12 protein-coding genes and 1 pseudogene are annotated in these 20066 nt (G+C 66.2%); 8 read left to right on the plus strand and 5 right to left on the minus strand.

Annotated elements, in window-relative coordinates:
* The first annotated feature begins 14 nt into the window (after window positions 1-14).
* The 5 genes from QX126_RS04440 to QX126_RS04460 all read left to right on the plus strand — a co-directional run bounded on the left by QX126_RS04440 (window position 15) and on the right by QX126_RS04460 (window position 9409).
* Entirely contained in the window at window positions 15-2705 is a 2691-nt protein-coding gene (locus QX126_RS04440; protein WP_315779530.1) for a molybdopterin-dependent oxidoreductase, read from the plus strand.
* 211 nt (window positions 2706-2916) lie between these two features.
* Window positions 2917-3756, plus strand: a complete 840-nt coding sequence (locus QX126_RS04445) for an aldo/keto reductase (RefSeq protein ID WP_315737175.1) — start codon at window positions 2917-2919, stop codon at window positions 3754-3756.
* Window positions 3757-3952: 196 nt separating this feature from the next.
* A complete protein-coding gene (locus QX126_RS04450) occupies window positions 3953-4906 on the plus strand; it encodes a DMT family transporter (protein WP_315779857.1) in 954 nt (317 codons plus the stop codon).
* A 209-nt stretch (window positions 4907-5115) separates the two neighbouring features.
* The gene (locus tag QX126_RS04455) at window positions 5116-8151 is read left to right on the plus strand and encodes an autotransporter domain-containing protein (RefSeq protein WP_315779531.1); all 3036 of its coding nucleotides are present in this window, start codon (window positions 5116-5118) and stop codon (window positions 8149-8151) included.
* Between the two features lie 85 nt (window positions 8152-8236).
* On the plus strand, window positions 8237-9409 hold the full coding sequence (locus QX126_RS04460) for a fumarylacetoacetate hydrolase family protein (RefSeq protein ID WP_315779532.1): 1173 nt from the start codon (window positions 8237-8239) through the stop codon (window positions 9407-9409).
* A gap of 114 nt (window positions 9410-9523) precedes the next feature.
* Here QX126_RS04460 and QX126_RS04465 read toward each other — a convergent pair whose 3' ends face one another.
* The 4 genes and pseudogenes from QX126_RS04465 to QX126_RS04480 all read right to left on the minus strand — a co-directional run bounded on the left by QX126_RS04465 (window position 9524) and on the right by QX126_RS04480 (window position 13558).
* Window positions 9524-10786, minus strand: coding sequence for a 2Fe-2S iron-sulfur cluster-binding protein (locus QX126_RS04465; RefSeq protein WP_315779534.1), 1263 nt, complete (start codon window positions 10784-10786; stop codon window positions 9524-9526).
* Between the two features lie 55 nt (window positions 10787-10841).
* Complete coding sequence (locus tag QX126_RS04470) at window positions 10842-11945, minus strand: ferredoxin (RefSeq protein WP_315779536.1); 1104 nt, start codon at window positions 11943-11945, stop codon at window positions 10842-10844.
* A 644-nt stretch (window positions 11946-12589) separates the two neighbouring features.
* Window positions 12590-12892 carry a hypothetical protein gene (locus QX126_RS04475; protein WP_315776405.1) on the minus strand — a complete coding sequence of 101 codons (303 nt, stop codon included), beginning with the start codon at window positions 12890-12892 and terminating at the stop codon, window positions 12590-12592.
* Between the two features lie 203 nt (window positions 12893-13095).
* Window positions 13096-13558, minus strand: a pseudogene (locus QX126_RS04480) (Lrp/AsnC family transcriptional regulator).
* Between the two features lie 139 nt (window positions 13559-13697).
* Here QX126_RS04480 and QX126_RS04485 point away from each other — a divergent pair.
* Both QX126_RS04485 and QX126_RS04490 read left to right on the plus strand, forming a co-directional pair.
* Window positions 13698-16067, plus strand: coding sequence for a transketolase (locus QX126_RS04485; RefSeq protein WP_315737181.1), 2370 nt, complete (start codon window positions 13698-13700; stop codon window positions 16065-16067).
* 485 nt (window positions 16068-16552) lie between these two features.
* On the plus strand, window positions 16553-17983 hold the full coding sequence (locus tag QX126_RS04490) for an aldehyde dehydrogenase family protein (RefSeq protein ID WP_315779538.1): 1431 nt from the start codon (window positions 16553-16555) through the stop codon (window positions 17981-17983).
* 73 nt (window positions 17984-18056) lie between these two features.
* On the opposite strand, the gene QX126_RS04495 is transcribed toward QX126_RS04490, so the two are convergent.
* The gene (locus QX126_RS04495) at window positions 18057-19025 is read right to left on the minus strand and encodes an SMP-30/gluconolactonase/LRE family protein (RefSeq protein WP_315779540.1); all 969 of its coding nucleotides are present in this window, start codon (window positions 19023-19025) and stop codon (window positions 18057-18059) included.
* Window positions 19026-19114: 89 nt separating this feature from the next.
* On the opposite strand from QX126_RS04495, the gene QX126_RS04500 reads away from it, so the two are divergent.
* Window positions 19115-19933 carry an NAD(P)-dependent oxidoreductase gene (locus QX126_RS04500; RefSeq protein WP_315779542.1) on the plus strand — a complete coding sequence of 273 codons (819 nt, stop codon included), beginning with the start codon at window positions 19115-19117 and terminating at the stop codon, window positions 19931-19933.
* Window positions 19934-20066 lie beyond the last annotated feature (133 nt).

The following is a 20066-nucleotide window of genomic DNA, read 5'->3' on the forward strand; positions in this document are numbered from 1 at the left end:
GGCCACGCACGACGATGACGACGGTCGATCCGAAGCTGCTGACGGTGCGCACTGCGTGTCCTTACTGTGGTGTCGGTTGTGGCGTGCTCGCCACGCCCGACGGCCGCGGCGGCGCTGCCATCTCCGGCGATCCGATGCATCCCGCCAATCTCGGCCGGCTTTGCTCCAAGGGCTCGGCGCTCGGCGAGACGCTCGGGCTCGAGAGCCGGCTGCTGTACCCGATGATCCGCTGCAAGGGCGGCATGCAGCGGGTGGCGTGGAGCGATGCGCTCGATCACGTCGCGACCCGCCTGAAGCACATCGTCGCCCGCGACGGCGAGGATGCGGTGGCGTTCTATCTCTCCGGCCAGATGCTGACCGAGGACTATTACGTCGCCAACAAGCTGATGAAAGGCTTTCTCGGCTCGGCCAATGTCGACACCAACTCGCGGCTGTGCATGGCCTCGTCGGTCGCCGGCCACCGCCGCGCCTTCGGCGCCGACACCGTGCCCGGCACCTATGAGGATCTCGATCAGGCCGATCTGCTGGTCTTCGTGGGCAGCAATGCCGCCTGGTGCCATCCGGTGCTGTATCAGCGCATGCTGGCCAACAAGCAGACGCGCGGCGCCAAGTTCGTGGTCATCGATCCACGTCGCACCGACACGTCGAGCGAAGCCGATCTGTTCCTGGGATTGAAGCCTGGCACTGATGCGGCGCTGTTCTCCGGCCTGCTGGTGCATCTCGCCGACAGCGGTGCGCTCGATCACGACTACATCAACGCTCACACCAGCGGCTTCGACGAGACCCTGGCTCGCGCCCGCAGCCTCGCCGGCAGCGCCGCGGCGACCGCGCTCGCCACCGGCCTGTCCGAGGTCGACGTCGCCGCCTTCTTCAAGCTGTTCCGCGAGACTCCCGAGGTCGTCACCCTCTATTCGCAGGGCGTCAACCAGTCGGCGCAGGGCACCGACAAGGTCAACGCGATCCTCAACTGCCATCTCGCGACAGCGCGCATCGGCAAGCCGGGCATGGGGCCGTTCTCGCTGACCGGCCAACCCAATGCGATGGGCGGCCGCGAGGTCGGCGGGCTCGCCAACCAGCTCGCGGCCCACATGGGCTTCACGCCGCCAGACATCGACCGCGTCCGCCGCTTCTGGAAGGCCAAGGACATCGCCACCCATGAGGGTCTCAAGGCGGTGCAGATGTTCGAGGCGATCGCGCGCGGCGAGATCAAGGCGCTGTGGGTGATCGGCACCAATCCGGCGGTGTCGCTGCCGGACGCCGATCTGGTCCGCGCCGCGCTCAAGAAGCTCGAGTTGTTCGTCGTGTCCGAGAACGTCCGCTCCAACGACACCGTCGATGCTGGCGTCCACGTGCTGCTGCCGGCGCAGGCCTGGGGCGAGAAGTCGGGCACCGTCACCAACTCCGAGCGCCGCATCTCGCGGCAGCGCGCCTTCCTGGCGCCGGCCGGCGAGGCCATGCCGGACTGGTGGATCCTGAGCGAGGTCGGCAAACGGCTCGGCCACGCGGGCGCCTTCAACTACAACTCTGCGGCCGACGTGTTCCGCGAACATGCGGCATTGTCGGCTTTCGAGAACGACGGCACGCGCGATTTCGACATCGGCGCGCTGGCCTCGCTCACTGACGACGAATACGAGACGATGGCGCCGGTGCAATGGCCGGCGCGCGCGGGCAAGCCGCCCGAGCCGCGCTTTTTCGCCGACGGTGCCTTCTTCACCAACGACAGCAAAGCGCGCTTCGTCGCGCCGGAAGTGCCGGCGCTGCGCGGTGAGACCACCGCCGCCCGCCCGCTGCGCCTGAACACCGGGCGCATCCGCGACCAGTGGCACACGATGACGCGCACCGGCTTGAGCCCGCGGCTATCAGCGCATCTGCCGGAGCCGTTCGTCGAGGTGCATCCGGACGACGCGCTGAAATACGGCCTGATGCATGACGGCTTCGCCAAGGTGACGACCGAGCACGGCCAGTGCATCCTCAAGGTCGTGGTCAGCGAGCGCCAGCAGCGCGGCATGCTGTTCGCGCCGATCCATTGGAACGCCACCAACGCCTCGCATGGCCGCGTCGGCGCGCTGGTCGCCTCCCACACCGATCCGTTCTCCGGCCAGCCCGAGGCCAAGGCGACCCCGGCTGCGATCAGTTCTTATGAGTACGTATTCCGCGGCTTCATCCTGTCGCGCAACGAGCTCACGCTGCCGTCCAACCTGTGGTGGGCACGCGCGACGGTGCAGGGCGGCTTGGGCTATCTGTTCGCCGATAACGGCGATCTGTCGCGCTGGCCGGCCTGGTTCAAGGCGCGCGCCACCGACGACGTCACGGACTACATGGATGTCGGCGGCGGCGTCTATCGCGCCGCGTCGTTCGCCGGCGATCGCATCGAAACCTGTCTCTTCGTCGGCCCCGGCCATGATGCCGGCGACTGGAACGTCGTGAAGACGATGTTCGCCGCCGATCGCCTCGACGACGACCAGCGCCGCGTGCTGCTGTCCGGCCGCGCGCCCGACGGCGTCGGCGGCGGCCCGATCGTCTGCGCCTGCTTCGGCGTCGGCCGCGATACCATCTGCGACGCCATCGCCGGCGGCGCGCGCACGCCCGCCGCCATCGGTGCGCAGCTCAAGGCCGGCACCAATTGCGGCTCGTGCATTCCGGAGATGAAGCGGCTGATCGCGCAGACGGCCACGGACGCCCCGCCCATCGCGGCGGCGAGCTAGCCGAGAACACTGTCATTCCGGGGCGAGGCCAACGGCCTCGAACCCGGAATCTCGACATGGTGGAAATGAAACAGCGCAAGACGAGCTCGGGATTCCGGGTTCGACGCTGACGCGTCGAACCGGAATGACGTGGGTGTGGAGGCGCGTCAGATGCCTTGAGCAGGGAGGCACCCAATCGACGTCGTGCGCCTCATCCACTATGCTCCCGCGCATGAAGCACAAGACATTCGGAACCGGCGGAGCCAGCGTCTCCGTCATCGGGCAGGGCACCTGGTATCTCGACCACGCCGATCGCAGCCGCGCTATTGCCACGTTGCGGCGCGGCCTGGATCTCGGCATGAGCCACATCGATACCGCGGAGATGTATGGCGATGCCGAGCTGGTCATCGCCGAGGCCATCGCCGGCCGGCGTGACGACGTGTTCCTGGTCTCGAAGGTGCTGCCGAGCAACGCCTCGCGCAAGGGCACCATCACCGCCTGCGAGCGCTCGCTGAAGCGGCTGAAGACCGACCGGCTCGACTGCTATCTCCTGCACTGGCCGGGCTCCTATCCGCTCGCGGAGACGGTGGCGGCGTTCGAGGAGCTCAAGGCCGCCGGCAAGATCGGGTCCTGGGGCGTCAGCAATTTCGACGTCGACGATCTCGATGAACTGCTGAAGGTCGCAGGCGAGGGCAAGATCGCCTGCAACCAGGTGCTCTACCATCTGCAGGAGCGCGCCATCGAGCACGCGGTGATCCCGTGGTGCGGCCAGCATGGCGTCGCCGTCGTCGCCTACTCGCCGTTCGGCCATGACGACTTTCCGGAACGCCGCAGCGCCGGCGGCGAGGTGCTGCAGCGCATCGCGGAGCAGCATGGCGCGACGCCACGACAGATCGCGCTCGCCTTCCTGACACGGGCGTCGTCGCTGCTCGCGATCCCCAAGGCGTCGCGGCCCGAGCATGCCGAGCAGAATGCCGCGGCCGGCGACATCGAGCTCACCGCGGCCGAGATCGCCGCGATCGATCGCGCCTTTCCACGCGGGCCGAAGCCGCGCGGGCTGCCCATGCTGTAATGCAGCATCACGGAAAATTACGGATGTTTGCTACTCCGGCGCGTGGCAACGCATAAGTGCTGCCCGCTTCGATGGGTTGTCGCGGCGTCGCGATTGGCGTTTTGTCGCCACTCACCGAATCGTCCCCGTTCCAAAACTTCCGAGTTCGACCGTGACCCCGCCACCGAGTGCGGCCGCAGCCGCGCGCCTCGACGACGTGCCGACCTCCCTGCAGGAGAAGCCGCAGGCCACGCGCAAGCGCGCGCCCGCGCGGGCCGACCGGCCGTTCCGCGGCATCGCGCTGATCCTGCTGTCGACGGTGTTCCTCGGCACCTCGGACGTCACAGCGAAATATCTCTCGAAGACGCTGCCCTCGATCGAGATCACCTGGATCCGTTTCGTGGTGTTCGCGGCGATCATGGTGCCGGCGATGATCCCGGGCTCGCCGCTGTTCGCGATGCGCACCGAGCGGCTCAAGTTCCAGCTGCTGCGCGGCGTTGCGCTGCTCGGCTCGTCGCTGATGTTCATCACCGGTTTACGCTATCTGCCGATTGCCGAGGCTTCCGCGACCGGCTTCGTCGCGCCGCTGTTCGTCACCGCGTTGTCGATCGTGTTCCTCAGCGAGAAGGTCGGCCTGCGCCGCTGGATCGCGACCGCGGTCGGGTTGTTTGGCGTGCTGATCATTCTCCGCCCCGGCACCGGCGCGTTCCATCTCGCTGCCTTGTTCCCGATCGCCTCGGCTTTCGCCTGGGCCTGCACGCTGATCATGACGCGGATGATGAGCGGGCGTGAGCACGCCATCACGATCATGACCTATTCCTCGATTGCCGGCCTCTGCGTGCTCACGGCAATCGTGCCGTTCGTCTGGACCACGCCGTCCTGGCAGGACATCGGCTTCGGCGTGCTGGTCGGCGTCGCCTCGACCATGGGGCAGTGGATCGTCGTGCTGGCGTTCCGCTATGCCGACGCCTCGGTGCTGGCGCCGTTCTCCTACACCCAGCTCTTGTGGGTCAGCATCCTCGGCTTCCTGGTGTTCGGCGAGGTGCCGGACGTCTGGACCATCGTCGGCGCCGCCTTCATCGTCTCCAGCGGCCTCTACACCGCCCATCGCGAGCGCGTCCGCCGCTCGCAACTGCTGCAGGTCGCCGGCGAGAGCTCGCCGAATCCGTGAGCCCTCGCTCGCGCATCCCTGGCGAATACGGGGGTGTGAATTTTTGGGCGGATGCGTTGCGCGATCGCCACAACCGGTGCGAAACGCGTAATGATCTGAAATCATTGGAAAAACGCATTCGCATCCCGCCCCGACCACCAAGTCTGAGCTGCTAGGTCTTGGACTGCACGAGAACGTGCAGAGCGGGGCTTGGGAGCGTCGGAGTGGGGATGTCGGGCGACAACACGGCTGACCGGGCTGTCCGCTGGCGGGTTGGCGGATTGGTGCTCGTGGTCGGGCTCGGGCTGGCGAAGGCCGCGCAGGCGCAAACCGACTACACCTGGGGCGGTCCCGGCGCCACGACGACGACCTCCGACTACAATCTCTCGACCAACTGGGAGACCCCGCCGGCCGGTGCGCCGCCGGCATCGAGCGGCCAGGAGGCGCTGTTCGGGGCCACCGGCGCATCGACCATCACGGTCACGGCGCCGATCAATCCGGATTCCTGGATCTTCCTCAGCAACGCCCAGTCCTATTCGATCGGCGGCGCCGACGTGAATTTCGGCGTCGCCGGCTCCGGCTGGGGCTTCATCAACAACGCCAATTCCGGCCAGACGATCACGATCGGCAACAATCTCGGCGAGACCGTTGCCGGCGTCCGTGCCGAGCTGCTCGGCAACAGCACCACCATCCTGCTCGGCACCAATTCCTACTCCGGCGGCACCTTCATCGGCAGCGTCGCGACCCTGCAGCTCGGCGATGCTACCCACACCGCCCGGATCGTCGGCGACGTGTCGAATTTCGGCATCTTCAACATCGTCAGGGCCGACACGTCCGGCATCGTCTCGCTCACCAATGATGGCGGCACCACCAACTTCCTCGGTGCGAGCTCCGCCGGCACGTTGACGATCGTGAACCAGTCGATCGCCACGACCGCGTTCGGCGTCGCCGGCGGCACGGACACGGCCACGGCCGGCAACGCCGTGATCACCAACCATCAGGGCCGCACGCTGTTCAACGCCAATACCAGCGCCGGCAACGCGACGATCACCAACGACACGTTCAGCATGCTGGCGTTCGTCAATGCCGCCACGGCCGCCAATGCGGTCATCACCAATGGCGGCAATTCCTACGTGATGTTCGGGATCGGCTTCGGCAGCGACACCCCGTCGGCCGGCAATGCCACCATCACCAACAACATGAACGGCCAGGTCCAGTTCAACGCCCATTCCACCGCGGCGAACGCGACCGTCACCACCAATGACGGCGGCTCGACGCTGTTCTTCGATCACGCCAGCGCCGGCTCCGCCACGATCATCACCAATGATGGCGGCCGCACCCGCTTCCTCGACAATACGACCGGCGGCACCGCCCAGTTCGTCACCAATGGCACCGGCGTGGTCGATTTCTCCGGTAGCACGGGTGTCAATGGCGACGGCCGCATCACCGCCGGCTCGCTGGCGGGCTCCGGCAACTACTACATCGGCGCCTTCAACACGCTGGTGGTCGGCGCCAACAATCTCTCCACCGAGGTCTCCGGCGTGATCGGCGACACCGATCCTTGCGGGTGCGGCACCATCGGCCCAGGCTCGCTGACCAAGGTTGGCAGCGGCAAGCTGACATTGTCCGGCGTCAATACCTACACCGGCACGACCACGATCGACGGCGGCATCCTCGCCGTGAACGGCTCGATCGCCGGTAGCAATGTCGTGGTGAATTCCGGCGGCGCGCTCGGCGGCAACGGCATCGTCGGCAGCACGCTCATCAACGGCGGCGCACTCGCGCCGGGCAATTCGATCGGGCTGCTCACCGTGCAGGGCAACCTCGTGTTCACGACGGCTGCGAGCTACATGGTCGAGGTATCCCCGGCCAGTGCCGACCGGGTCAACGTGACGGGAACGGCGACGCTCGGCGGCGCCACCGTGCAGGCGAGTTTCGCGCCCGGTAGCTACGTCAACAAGCAGTACACGATCGTCAATGCGACCGGCGGCGTCAGTGGCACCTTCAATGCGCTGGTCAACACCAACCTGCCGGCCAATTTCACTTCTCGTCTGAGCTACGACGCCAACAATGTCTATCTGAACCTGACGCTTGGCTCGACCGGCACCAACAACACCAACCAGCAGAACGTCACGGACACCACGACCGGCTATTTCAACCGCACCGGCGGCATTCCGCTCGCCTTCGGCGCGCTGACCCCGGCCGGCCTGACGCAGGTCTCCGGCGAGATCGCCACCGCTCCGCAGCAGGCGATGTTCGAATCGATGAAGATCTTTCTTGGCCTGATGACCGATCCTTTCGTCGCCGGTCGCAGCGCGAACGCATCTAGTCCGGCTGCGGCGTTCGCCGACGCAGGGCGGGGCGCCGCGCCGCGCGATGCCTTCGCGCGCATGCCGGTGAAGGCCACACCGGCCCAGCGCTTCGATGAGCGCTGGAGCACCTGGGCCGCGTCGTTCGGCGGCGGCTCGTTCACCGATGGCAACGCCGCGCTCGGCTCGAACAACGTCACGATCCGCGAGGTCGGCTTGGCCGCTGGCGCCGATTACATCGTGTCGCCGAGCTGGCTGGCAGGCTTCGCGCTGTCGGGCGGCGGCACCAGCTTCGGCGTCAATGGCGGCGGCAGCGGCCGCTCCGACCTGTTCCAGGCCGGCGCCTTCACCCGCTATCGCCATGGTCCGGACTATCTCTCCGCCGCGCTCGCCTATGGCTGGCACGACGTGACCACCGACCGCACCGTGACCGTCGCCGGCGTCGACCAGCTCCGCGCCCGCTTCAATGCGTCGGCCTATTCGGCCCGCCTCGAGGCCGGCCGCCGCTATGCCACGCCGTGGGGCGGGATCACGCCCTATCTCGGCGGCCAGGCGACGGCTTACGTGCTACCGTCCTATGCCGAGCAGGTGCTCTCCGGCGCCGGCACCTTCGCGCTGACCTATGCCGGCAAGACTGTCACCGATGCGCGCACCGAGCTCGGCGCGCGCGTCGATCGGTCGTTTGCGCTCGCCGATGGCGTGCTGTCGCTGCGCGGCCGCGCCGCCTGGGCGCACAATTTCAACCCGGATCGCACCATGACCGCCGGCTTCCAGGTGCTGCCGGGCACGAGTTTCGTCGTCAACGGCGCTGCGCAGTCGCGCGACCTTGCGCTGACCACGGCCTCGGCCGAAATGGCCTGGCGCAACGGCTGGTCGGCGGCTGCGACCTTCGAGGGCGAGTTCTCGACCATCAGCCGCTCCTACGCCGGCAAGGGCGTGGTGCGCTACAGTTGGTGATTGCGCGACGTCGTGTGGCTTGGAGCCGGCGTGCACCGATGCTAGGGGTGCGCTGAGCAACAAGAACAACAGGGAGCACGACGCCATGATCGACCTGACGCCCGAGACCGTCCTGCCCGACGACGGCACCAGCGGCACGCTGGTCGGCCGGGTCTGGCGCCCCGACGTGGACGGACCGGCCGTGGTCGCCGTGCGCGATGACGGCGTTTATGACGTCACCTCGGCTTTCCCCACCGTCAGCGCGCTGTGCGAGCAGGATGATCCGGCGACGGCGCTGCGCGGCATGGGCGGGCAGCGCATCGGCGACCTCGCCGGGATCCTCGCCAACACCCCGCCGGATTGCCGCGATCCGGCCAAGCCGTGGCTGCTGGCGCCGGTCGACCTGCAGGTGCTGAAGGCGGCCGGCGTCACCTTTGCGATCTCGATGCTGGAGCGCGTCATCGAGGAGCGGGCGCGCGGCAACCCGGCCTCCGCCGAGGCGATCCGGAAAGAGGTGGTGCGTCTGGTCGGCGACGATTTCTCCAAGCTCAAGCCGGGCTCGGACCAGGCGATGCACCTGAAGCAGGTGCTGATCGAGCAGAACGCCTGGAGCCAGTATCTCGAGGTCGGCATCGGGCCCGATGCCGAGGTCTTCACCAAGGCGCCGACCTTGTCATCTGTCGGCACCGGCATGGATGCCGGGCTGCATCCGAAATCGACCTGGAACAATCCGGAGCCGGAGGTGGTGCTGGCGGTGTCGAGCCGCGGCCGCATCGTCGGCGCGATGCTCGGCAATGACGTCAACCTGCGCGACTTCGAGGGCCGCTCGGCGCTGCTGCTGTCAAAGGCCAAGGACAACAACGCCTCCTGCGCCATCGGACCGCTGCTGCGGCTGTTCGACAAGAGCTTTTCGCTCGATGACGTCAGGAAGATGGATGTCGCGCTGACCGTGACCGGCAGCGACGGCTTCGTGCTCGACGGTCATTCCTCCATCAGCAAGATCAGCCGCGATCCGACCGATCTCGTCGCCCAGACCATCGGCGCCGTGCACCAATATCCCGACGGTTTTGCGCTGTTCCTCGGCACGATGTTCGCGCCCGTCAAGGACCGCGACGCTCCAGGGCAGGGGTTCACCCACAAGCGCGACGACATCGTCACCATCTCGGCCCCGCAGCTCGGTCGCCTCGTCAACCGCATGCGCAACAGCGACGAATGCGAGCCCTGGACCTTCGGCGTCGGCGCCCTGATGCGGAGTTTGTCGCGGCGCAAGCTGATCTGAGGCTTGCTTAGTCGTTATTCCGTCAAGCCCGGCCATGACGACATGGAGATAGACGAGGACGGCGCTCTGGTCCTCGTATGCGGTCGCCCTGTTGCGGATACCCGGCCGCAGTCCTCACACGTGCCCCGACGCCATCTGCCCGGCGGCGCGGCGGGCGCGCTCCTGCAACTGCGTGGGATCGCCCAGCGCGGCACGCTCTCGCACCACCGACAATGCATGGTCGCGCTCGGCCGCCGCGCTGCGGCGCGGCTCGGGGCGGCGCAGGCCGAGATCATCCTCGATCGGATCCTTCGGCACCAGCGACAGCGCCCGCTCGAACGGATCGAGCGAAGCCTCGCGGCCCTTGCCGCTGTCGCGGCTCGGCTCGGGCTCCGGCGGCCGCCGCGCCACCAGCGTCTTGATGCGTCCGATCAGGCCGGACGGCGCTTCCGGCGGAGCCGGGTCGAACGGATCGGCATAGAAGGTCGCACCGGCCTTCTCGACCATGCCGGCGAGCGCGCTGACCATGCGCGGCGAGCCGCAGGCATAGACGACGTCGGAGGCCGTGAGCGTTGGCATGTGCGGCTCGATGCGCCCGGTGCGGATCGAGGGATGATTGACCGGACCTTCCTCGACCGTCGGGATGATCGTGACGTTCGGCAGCCTCGCCAATTGCGCCAGGATCGGCGTCATGTAGAGCTGCGGCAGCTTCTTGGCGCCGGCGATGATCACCATCGGCCGGTTGCGGGACTCGCGCAGCGCCATCGCGGCGATCGCCCAGATCGGCGCGAAGCCCGTGCCGCTGCCGGCGAGGACGAGACGGCCGGTGCCGCCCGGGCGCAGGAACGCATGCCCATACGGCCCCTGGATGCGCAGCCGATGGCCGGGACGGATGCCGCTGCCGAGCGCGGTCGTGACGCGGCCGCCACGCACGCGCTTGATGTTGAGATGGATGACGCGGCCGCCGATGCGGCCGTCGAACGAGGCGGTGGGGCTGTAGGCGCGCGCCGGATAGCCGTTGAAGGTGAACTTGAAGTACTGCCCCGGCAGATAGCTGATGCTCTTCTCCGGGGCGATCATCAGCTCCATGATGTCGGGCGCGACCTCGCGCAGGCCGACCAGGCGCGCCTTGCTGGTGTCGATCTCGGGCACGTCCTCCATCTCGACGTCGAGATCGGACACGACGCGCGCCTGGCAGGCGTAGATCATGCCCTGCGTATGCGTCTCGCCGCACACCGTCTGGCCCTTGGAGACGTGAACCATGCAGGTGCCGCAGGTGCCGGCGCGACAGTCGAACGGAATCTCGACGCCGTTGGCGAGCGCGCCATCGAGCAGCACGTCACCCGCGCGGACGCGGAACTGGCGGCCCTTGACGGTGACGGTCCTGAAGTTCGACATGGTTCACTCCTCGATCGGATACGCTGTGACGATGGTGGGATGAGACCGCGGGGATTCACGCCTTGCCGGGCGACACGCGGATGAGATTCTTGTTGGCGGTGGTCTCGAACCGGCTCGACCAGTAGTTCGAGGCCATCACCGGCCGCTTCAGCCAGCTCACCTTCGGCGAACGCAGCACCAGGAACCAGAAGAAGAACGGCGTCGTGATGAGATGTGAGACCAGCGGAAACCAGTCCGGCAGCAAGGATGCCGGGCCGGGCAGGCGATACCAGTAGTAGGTGCTGATCGCGGCGGCCGCGAAGATGCGATGCATCCGGGTGCGGGCGGCCGGCTTGTAGCGCAGCATGTGCTCGCCGATCCTGAACACGATGTAGCTGATGACGGCCGCGCCGAACGGCCAGACATAGGCGGTGATGATCTCGGCACTCCCGACCTGCTGCGGCGGATAATCCGGCACCTGGAACCAGCCCCAGACGAAGCCGGGAAAGCTGCCGATCAGGAAGTTACCCAGGAACTGCTGCACCTTCGTCGGCACCCCCGCGGTCGGCGTCAGCTCTGGCGTCGAGTCCGGGCACGGATTGCTGCAGGCCTCGCAGATATTGCAGCGGGCGTTCTTGAAGGTCAGCGCCGGGTTGGTGCCGTACAGACGCTCGACGGGGTGAATCGGGCACAGCGAGGTGCACCAGCCCGAGCGCATCTCGAACACCGAGCCCATCGCGAACGCCATGACCGCAGCCGACAGCAGCATGAGCGCCGTCAGCGGCCCGTCAACATTGAGTCCGATGCGCCGCATCGGCACGACGATGAACAGCAAGGTTACGCTGATCACCGCCAAGGTCGCCGCACCCCATTCCGGCATCCGGATGTTCTGCGAGATGCCCAGCTTGTTCGGCAAGAGATGAAAGGTCGCCATCGGACAGATGTTGCGCCACAGGCCGGGCGAGATCGTCACCAGCGCCGGCGCGATCGGAATCAGCAGATTCCACATCAGGGCGATGCCGAGCGCAGGGAAGAACAGCAGCAGATTCACCAGCAGCACGCCGACGACCAGCATGACCGTCTGCATGGTCAGCCAGAATCGCCGCTCGGCCCGGCCGGTGCTGCGGCTGCCCGGCTGCGCGGCCGGCTGATACCTGGCGGGAGCCACCTGCACGGCCACGTGTGTGAGCGGCCGGGCCTCTCGACGGTGCGAAGCGTAGTCGTATTGGGACGAACGTTGAGCGCTGTTGTTTCGCATTGCTTTCCAGGACGCTGGTTACTTGGCACGGCGCGCTGGTGTGACGAGGCCGGGCCAGACGTGCTCGTCCGCCAAGCCTGTTAGTTCGCGTCATCAGCGCATGCTGTGCCGCGGAATCTGCCGACGAGATGTGGCGCTTTTTGACGGCCAATATGGACGTGTCTGGGCCATGCTGCGGTGGGCCTGCGGCCGTTTGATCTGGATCAAATCGAGGAACATCAAGCATTTGATCTGGATCGAGGTTTGTTTTCGAGTGCGTTTGATCTGGATCAATGACGGCCTTCACCGTGACAGATCGCAGGCGCAATCAAGGCGCATGTGCGTGGGATGCGGCATGCGAAAGCTGCCCGTCGGGCAAATCGGGTCGTGCGCGAAAAATCCTGTCCAGCCCTGTGCGGAAAAATAAATCGCTTGTCGATTTCGTAAAATCAGCATTAAAGTCCCGCCTGTTCCGTTGCGTCGGAGGGGACGTATCGCGGTCGTCATGGACGTCGGCAGCGGAATGCGATGGGCGTGTGTCGTTGCAGCGTGATCATTCGCGCGGACGAACAGCGATGCACGCACGGTCAAGTCGCGCGGTCCTGGCACCCCGATGCTGGTGTCCCGCGGCGGAGCGCGCAAAGCGCATCGTCGCGCACGGTGGCCAAAAGCCGGCGCACCGGGGAGAACGCGAAGCAGCCGTCAAAACCATCGCGCAGGGAGGGCCGGGCGTGTTCGGCCAGACCTGTGGTACCTGCCGCCTGCATTTTTTTTCGCAGGCGGGCCACGGGCGCGGCCAGCGCCCGGCCTTCCCTGCGCCCTCTGTTGTCGAGGAGGGTGAAGCGATCAGCATAGCTCGGGCGCAACCCGCCGCGGGACTGCGAACGCATGTGGCGATAGATCGCCGGCGTTGGGGGGGACGAGCGCTCTCGCCCAGGATTCCAGTGTCGTCCCGGCGAACGCCGGGACCCATAACCCCAGGGAGATGTTGTTGCGCACGATGTCGACCCAGTCTTTCTTCACAATAACTGCCGCGGAGTATGGGTCCCGGCGTTCGCCGGGACGACAGCTGAGATTGCTGAGGCAGCTGGCCTCACACCGGCAGCGCGATCGAATACTTCACCTGGCTCAGCGCAAAACTACTTTCGATCGAGGCGATGCCGTCGAGACGAGTCAGCTTGGTTTTCAGGAACGCCTCATACGACGAGAGATCGGTGGCGACGACGCGCAAGAGGTAGTCGCGATTCCCCGTCATCAGATAGCACTCCAGCACCTCGGGCCAGGCCGAGATCGCCTTCTCGAACCGCTTCAGATCCTCCTCCTTCTGCCGCGCCAGCTTGATGGATATGAAAACGGAGACGTGCAGCCCCAGCGACCTTCTGGTCGACGGTGGCGATGTAGCGGGTGATGACGCCGCGCTCCTCCAGCAGCTTGACGCGGCGGTGGCAGGGCGACACCGACAGTCCGACCTTGTCGGCGAGCTCCTGCATGGTGATGCGGCCGTCGGCCTGGAGATGGGCGAGGATCTTGCGGTCGATGGCGTCGAGGTCGGGCATTGGGATGGCATCCCTAGAAGTGGTGATCGGATGGAAAAATATCCCAATAATGGCCCATGATGCGCGAAAATTTGAGAATTATGGTCTCGTCGACAGGATTAGGCTTGCAGAATCCAAACAATCCCCCGGGAGCCGCGCCATGGCCACGCCATCCGCACCGTCAGACCGTCTCGACATGCTGAACGCGCTGGCCCGCAAGGCGCTGTGGCTGTCGTCCTGGACCATTCATCACGCCAACCACATCCGGCCGAATATTGACGGCCTCAAGGTCGGCGGCCACCAGGCCTCCTCGGCCTCGCTCGCGACCATCATGTCGGCGCTGTACTTCTCGGTGCTGCGCCCGGAGGACCGCGTCGCGGTGAAGCCGCATGCCAGCCCGGTGTTTCACGCCATCCAGTATCTGTTCGGCCGGCAGACCCGCGAGAAGCTGGAGAATTTCCGCGGCTTCAAGGGCGCGCAGTCCTATCCCTCGCGCACCAAGGACATCGACGACGTCGATTTCTCGACCGGCTCGGTCGGCCTCGGCGTCGCTCAGACGCTGTTCTCGTCGCTGGTGCAGGACTACGTCAAGGCGCATGGCTGGATGAAGGACCGCCGCGAAGGCCGCATGATCGCGCTGGTCGGCGATGCCGAGATGGACGAGGGCAACATCTTCGAGGCGCTGGCGGAGGGCTGGAAGCACGGCCTGCGCAACACCTGGTGGATCGTGGACTACAACCGCCAGAGCCTGGACGCCGTCGTGCGCGAAGGCCTGTGGGAGAAGTTCGAGACCATGTTCCGCAATTTCGGCTGGGACGTGGTGATCGTGAAATACGGCAAGCTGATGCGCGAGGCGTTCGCCGAGCCCGGCGGCGAGGCCTTGCGGCGCTGGATCGACAACTGCCCGAACGCGCTCTATGCGGCGCTGTGCTTCCAGGGCGGCGCCGCCTTCCGCAAGCACATCCAGGACGACATCGGCGATCAGGGCGACGTCACGCGGCTGCTCGACAAGCGCAGCGACGACGAGCTGCTGGCGCTGATGTCCAATCTCGGCGGCCACGACATGGCGAGCATGCTGGAGGCGTTCGAGTCCATCGATCACGACCGCCCGGTCTGCTTCATCGCCTACACGATCAAGGGTGTTGGCCTGCCGTTCCAGGGCCACAAGGACAATCACGCCGGCCTGATGACCGTCGCGCAGATGGAGAAATGGCGCGCCCAGCAGAACATCCGCCCCGGCCATGAGTGGGACAAGTTCGAAGGCCTGAAGCAGGACCCGGCAAAGCTGGAGGCGTTTCTCGCCGCCGTGCCGTTCAATCGCGACGGCCGCCGGCTTGACGATGCCGTGTTCGACGTGCCGGAGCGGCTGACCTTTACGGCCGCGGCGCAGATGTCGACGCAGCAGGGCTTTGGCCTGATCCTCAACGATCTCGCGCGCAGCGACACCGCGATGGCCTCGCGCATCGTGACGTCGTCGCCCGACGTCACCGTGTCGACCAATCTCGGCGCCTGGGTCAACCGCCGCGGCCTGTTCGCGCGCGCCGAGAAGGCCGACCTGTTCCGTAGCGAGAAGATCCCGTCGACCTTCAACTGGGCGGCATCGCCGAAGGGCCAGCACATCGAGCTCGGCATCGCCGAGATGAACCTGTTCATCATGGCCTCCGCGCTCGGCCTGTCGCACGCCATCAATGGCGCCCGGCTGCTGCCCGTGGTGACCTTGTACGATCCCTTCATCGAGCGCGGCCTCGATGCGCTGAACTACGCCTGCTATCAGGATGCGCGCTTCATGGTGGCGGCAACGCCGTCGGGCGTGACGCTGGCACCGGAAGGCGGCGCGCATCAGTCGATCGCAACGCCGCTGATCGGCATGGCGCAGGACGGGCTGTCGTCGTTCGAGCCGGCCTTCGTCGATGAGCTCGCCGCGATCATGAAATGGGGCTTTGCCCACATGCAGCGCGAGGCAGGCGAGGGCGGCTCGCTCTATCTGCGGCTATCGACGCGCACCATCGATCAGCCGCAGCGGATCATGACGCCGGAGCTGGAATCCGACATCGCCGCCGGCGCCTATTGGCTGCGCAAGCCGGGGCCGAATGCGGAGGTGATCGTCGCCTATACCGGCGCCCTTGCTCCAGAGGCGATCGAGGCGACCGGCCTGATCGGCGAATCCCGGCGCGACGTCGGCCTGCTCGCGATCACCTCGGCGGACCGGCTGCATGCGGGATGGACGGCGGCGCGCAGCCTGCGCCGGCATCGCCGCGGCGTGCAGCATCTCAGCCATATCGAGCAGTTGCTGGCGCCGCTGCCGCGCGACTGCGGCATCGTCACCGTGATCGACGGCCACCCGGCGACGCTCGGCTGGCTCGGGTCGGTGCGCGGCCATCGTGTCGAGGCGCTCGGCGTCGAAAAGTTCGGCCAGACCGGCACGATCGACGATCTCTATCGCCACAACGGCATGGATGCCAACGCGATCATCGATGCGGCCGAGAGCCTCACCGGCGCTCCGGTGCGGCATCGCAAGATGGCGGTGTGAGGGCGGGGGGAAGAGGGAGCTGAAAACAGCTGCGCCGTCTCCCCCACCTGGATGAAGGAGACGGCGTCGCAACTTGGAGCAAAAGGGCTAGGTGCTGAAAAGCTACGCAATAAAAACTGGCGAAGTCATTCGTTGTGAAATGTTTTCCAGCGTCCTTTCGAGATGCTGGGCTGTCTATGAAGGAGAGAGTAATCGGCACGACCGGGCCACGATGTGAAGCAGTTCACATGTTGAAAATGAATCTGCAGGACTGGGAATTCTGCCATCCGGAATGATCGCCGCAATCGCATTTGCTGCGATGCAAAATGGAGCGGCGACGAAACGCAGGTCCGTCGGCTTGCGCCGGTCGCGGCCTTGCTCCTATATCCGCGGGACGCAACCCCGGTCCCCGCATGTGGCGGGTTCATCCCGCGGATCGCGCGTGCCAGGATGCCGGCCGCGTGCTGCCGCCCCCTCCAGATGCTTCCACGTGAAGAGGTTTTCCGATGGTCAATCGCCTGCAATTCTACATCGACGGCGCCTGGGTCGATCCGGTCGTCAAGAAGTCCACGCCGGTCGTGAATCCGGCGACTGAAGAGGCGATGTACGAGGTTGCGCTGGGCTCCAAGGCCGATGTCGACAAGGCGGTCGCCGCCGCCAAGCGCGCCTTCGAGACGTTCTCGCAGACCTCGCGCGAGGAGCGCGTCGCGCTGTTCGAGAAGATCATCGCCGTCTACAAGGGCCGCATGAAGGAAATCGGTGCTGCCGTCTCCGACGAGATGGGCGCGCCGCTGCCGATGGCGGAGAAGCTGCAGGCGGGCGCCGGTCTCGGCCATCTGATGTCGACGCTCGATGTGCTGAAGAAATACGAGTTCGAGGAGACGCTGCCGGCGTCCGTGGTGGTGCGCGAGCCGGTCGGCGTTGTCGGCATGATCACGCCGTGGAACTGGCCGCTCAACCAGATCGCTTGCAAGGTCGCCCCGGCGCTGGCCGCGGGCTGCACCATGATCCTGAAGCCGTCGGAGTTCACCCCGACCTCGGCGCTGATCTTCGCCGAGATCCTGCACGAGGCCGGCGTGCCGAAGGGCGTGTTCAACCTGATCAACGGCCTCGGGCCGGAGGTCGGTGCCGCCATGAGCGAGCATCCGGACATCGACATGATCTCGTTCACCGGCTCGACCCGCGCCGGCATCGACGTCGCCAAGCGCGCCGCGCCGACCGTGAAGCGCGTCAGCCAGGAGCTCGGCGGCAAGTCGCCGAACGTGATCCTGGAGGGGGCCGATCTGGTCAAGGCGGTGACCGGCGGCGTCATGCACATGTTCAACAATTCCGGCCAGTCCTGCAACGCGCCGTCGCGCATGATCGTGCCCGCCGCGCGGATGAAGGAAGTGGCTGCCATCGCGAAGGGCGTTGCCGACAAGACCAAGGCCGGCGATCCCCGCGGCGAAGGCACCACGATCGGCCCGGTCGTCAATCGCGGCCAGTGGGACAAGATCCAGGCGCTGATCAACAAGGGCATCGAGGAGGGCGCGACCCTGGTCGCCGGCGGTCCCGGCCTGCCCGAGGGCGTCAACAAGGGCTTCTACGTGCGGCCGACGATCTTCGCCGACGTCAAGCCCGAGATGACGATCTCGCGCGAGGAGATCTTCGGGCCGGTGCTGGTCATCATCGGGGCCAAGGACGAGAACGAGGCGGTGCGTATCGCCAACGACACGCCCTATGGTCTTGCCGGATACGTCACGGCCCCGACGATCGAGAAGGCCCGCGAGGTCGGCCGCAAGATCCGCGCCGGCAACGTCAACCTTCAAGGTGTCCCGAACGACCGCACCGCGCCGTTTGGCGGCTACAAGCAGTCCGGCAACGGCCGCGAATGGGGCCGGTTCGGTTTCGAGGAGTATCTCGAGGTGAAGGCGGTCGCGGGCTACAACGCAGCCTGATCGCGTGAGGATGTGTAGGGTGGGCAAAGCGCAGCGTGCCCACCATTCACGCCAACAACAGAGCTGGTGGGGATCATCCCCCCAGCGCGCCTTGCGTATTCACGTAGAGCGCGTAGATCGACTGGCTGGCGGCCATGAACAGCCGGTTGCGCTTCAGCCCGCCGAAGCAGAGATTGGCGCAGCGCTCGGGCAGAGCGATGCGGCCAATCGGCGCGCCGTCGGGCGCGAACACCATGACGCCGTCGAGCTCGGGCGTGCCCATGCCCCAGCCGCACCAGAGATTGCCGTCGATGTCGCAGCGCATGCCGTCCGGCGTGCCCGGGCCGGCATCGATGTGGATGCGCTTGTTGGTAAGGTTGGTACCGTCGCCGGAGACGTCGTAGGCGAGGATCTTGCGGGTCGGCGCGCCGCGGGATTCGACGACGTAGAGGATGCTCTCGTCGGGCGAGAAGCACAGCCCGTTCGGTCCCAGCACGCCCTCGGCGACGATGGTCGCCCGGCCGGTGGTGCCGTCGATCCGGTACACGTTGGCGTCGATCTCGGGCTCGGCTTTGTAGCCCTCGTAGTTGCCGAGCAGTCCGAAGGTCGGATCGGTGAACCAGATCGAGCCGTCGGATTTGACCACGACGTCGTTCGGCGAATTCAACCGCTTGCCGTCGAAGCTGTCGATCAGCACCGTGATCGAGCCGTCATATTCGGTGCGGGTGACGCGGCGGCCGCCATGCTCGCAGGTGACCAGCCGGCCCTGCCGGTCGCGGGTGTTGCCGTTGGCGAAGTTGGAGGGCTTGCGGAACACCGAGACAGCCCCGGTCTCCTCCTCCCATTTGAGGATGCGCTGGTTGGGAATGTCGCTGCACAAGAGATAGCGGCCGTCGCCGAACCACACCGGCCCTTCGGCCCAGCGCAGGCCCGTCGCCAGCCGCTCGACGGCCGACAGTTTGAGCCAGTATTTCTCGAAGCGCGGATCGAGCGTCTGGATCGCCGGATCGGGATAGAAGGTGGCAGGGCGAAAACCCTGGGCGTGAGCGTTTCCGTCGGACATCTGGCCGGTCCTGTTATTGCACCGTTACGATCTCTGCTATCATCCGCAAGCAATGACCGCAAACCTGCGGGCCGAACACGAGGGATGAAATGCCACGTATCTTGATGACCGGAGCGAGCGGTGGAATCGGCACTTCCTTGCGGAAGCTGCTCCCGCCGATCTATCCGGACCTTCTGCTCAGCGATCTCCGACCGCCTGCCGATCTCTCCAGCCAGGAGACGTTCAAGGCGGCCGATCTTGCCGACCTCTCCCAGGTCGAAGCACTGTGCGATGGCATCGACGGCATCATCCATTTCGGCGGCTATTCGGTCGAAGGTCCATGGAATGACATCCTGCAGGCCAACATCATCGGCAGCTACAACCTGTTCGAGGCGGCTCGCCGCAAGGGCGTCAAGCGCGTGGTGTTCGCGTCGTCAAACCACGCGGTTGGTTTCTATCCGCGCCATCGCAAGATCGACAACGACGTGCAACCGCGTCCCGACGGCCGCTACGGCGTCAGCAAGGTGTTCGGCGAAGCGCTCGGCTCGCTCTATGCCGACAAGCACGGGCTGAAGGTGACGTGCATCCGCATCGGCAATTTCGGCGACAAGCCGCTCGACCGGCGCCGGCTGTCGATCTGGCTGAAGCCGGAGGATCTGGTCCAGCTCTGCCGCATCGGCCTCGAGCATCCGGACATTCATTTCGATGTGCTCTATGGCGCCTCGTTGAACGAGCGCGCCTGGTGGGACAATCAGCGCGCCTACGATCTCGGCTATCGCCCGACCGGCCGCGCCGAGGATTTCCGCGAGCATGCTTTTGCGGAGCAAGCCAAGCTGCCCGCCGATCCGATCGGCGACTACTTCCAGGGCGGCGCTTTCTGTAGCACCGAGTTCGATGGCGACACCAGCCGGATCATCGACTGGGGGTAATTGGGCGTCGTCATTCCGGGGCGCGTCCGCAGGACGCGAACCCGGAATCTCGATGTGAGAGCGCAAGACAACTTCTGGATTCCTGGTTCGCGCTTCGCGCGCCCCGGAATGACGTTGAGAATGAAAGAAGAGA

It is taken from the genome of Bradyrhizobium sp. SZCCHNPS1003 (assembly GCF_032381555.1).
Taxonomy (GTDB): domain Bacteria; phylum Pseudomonadota; class Alphaproteobacteria; order Rhizobiales; family Xanthobacteraceae; genus Bradyrhizobium.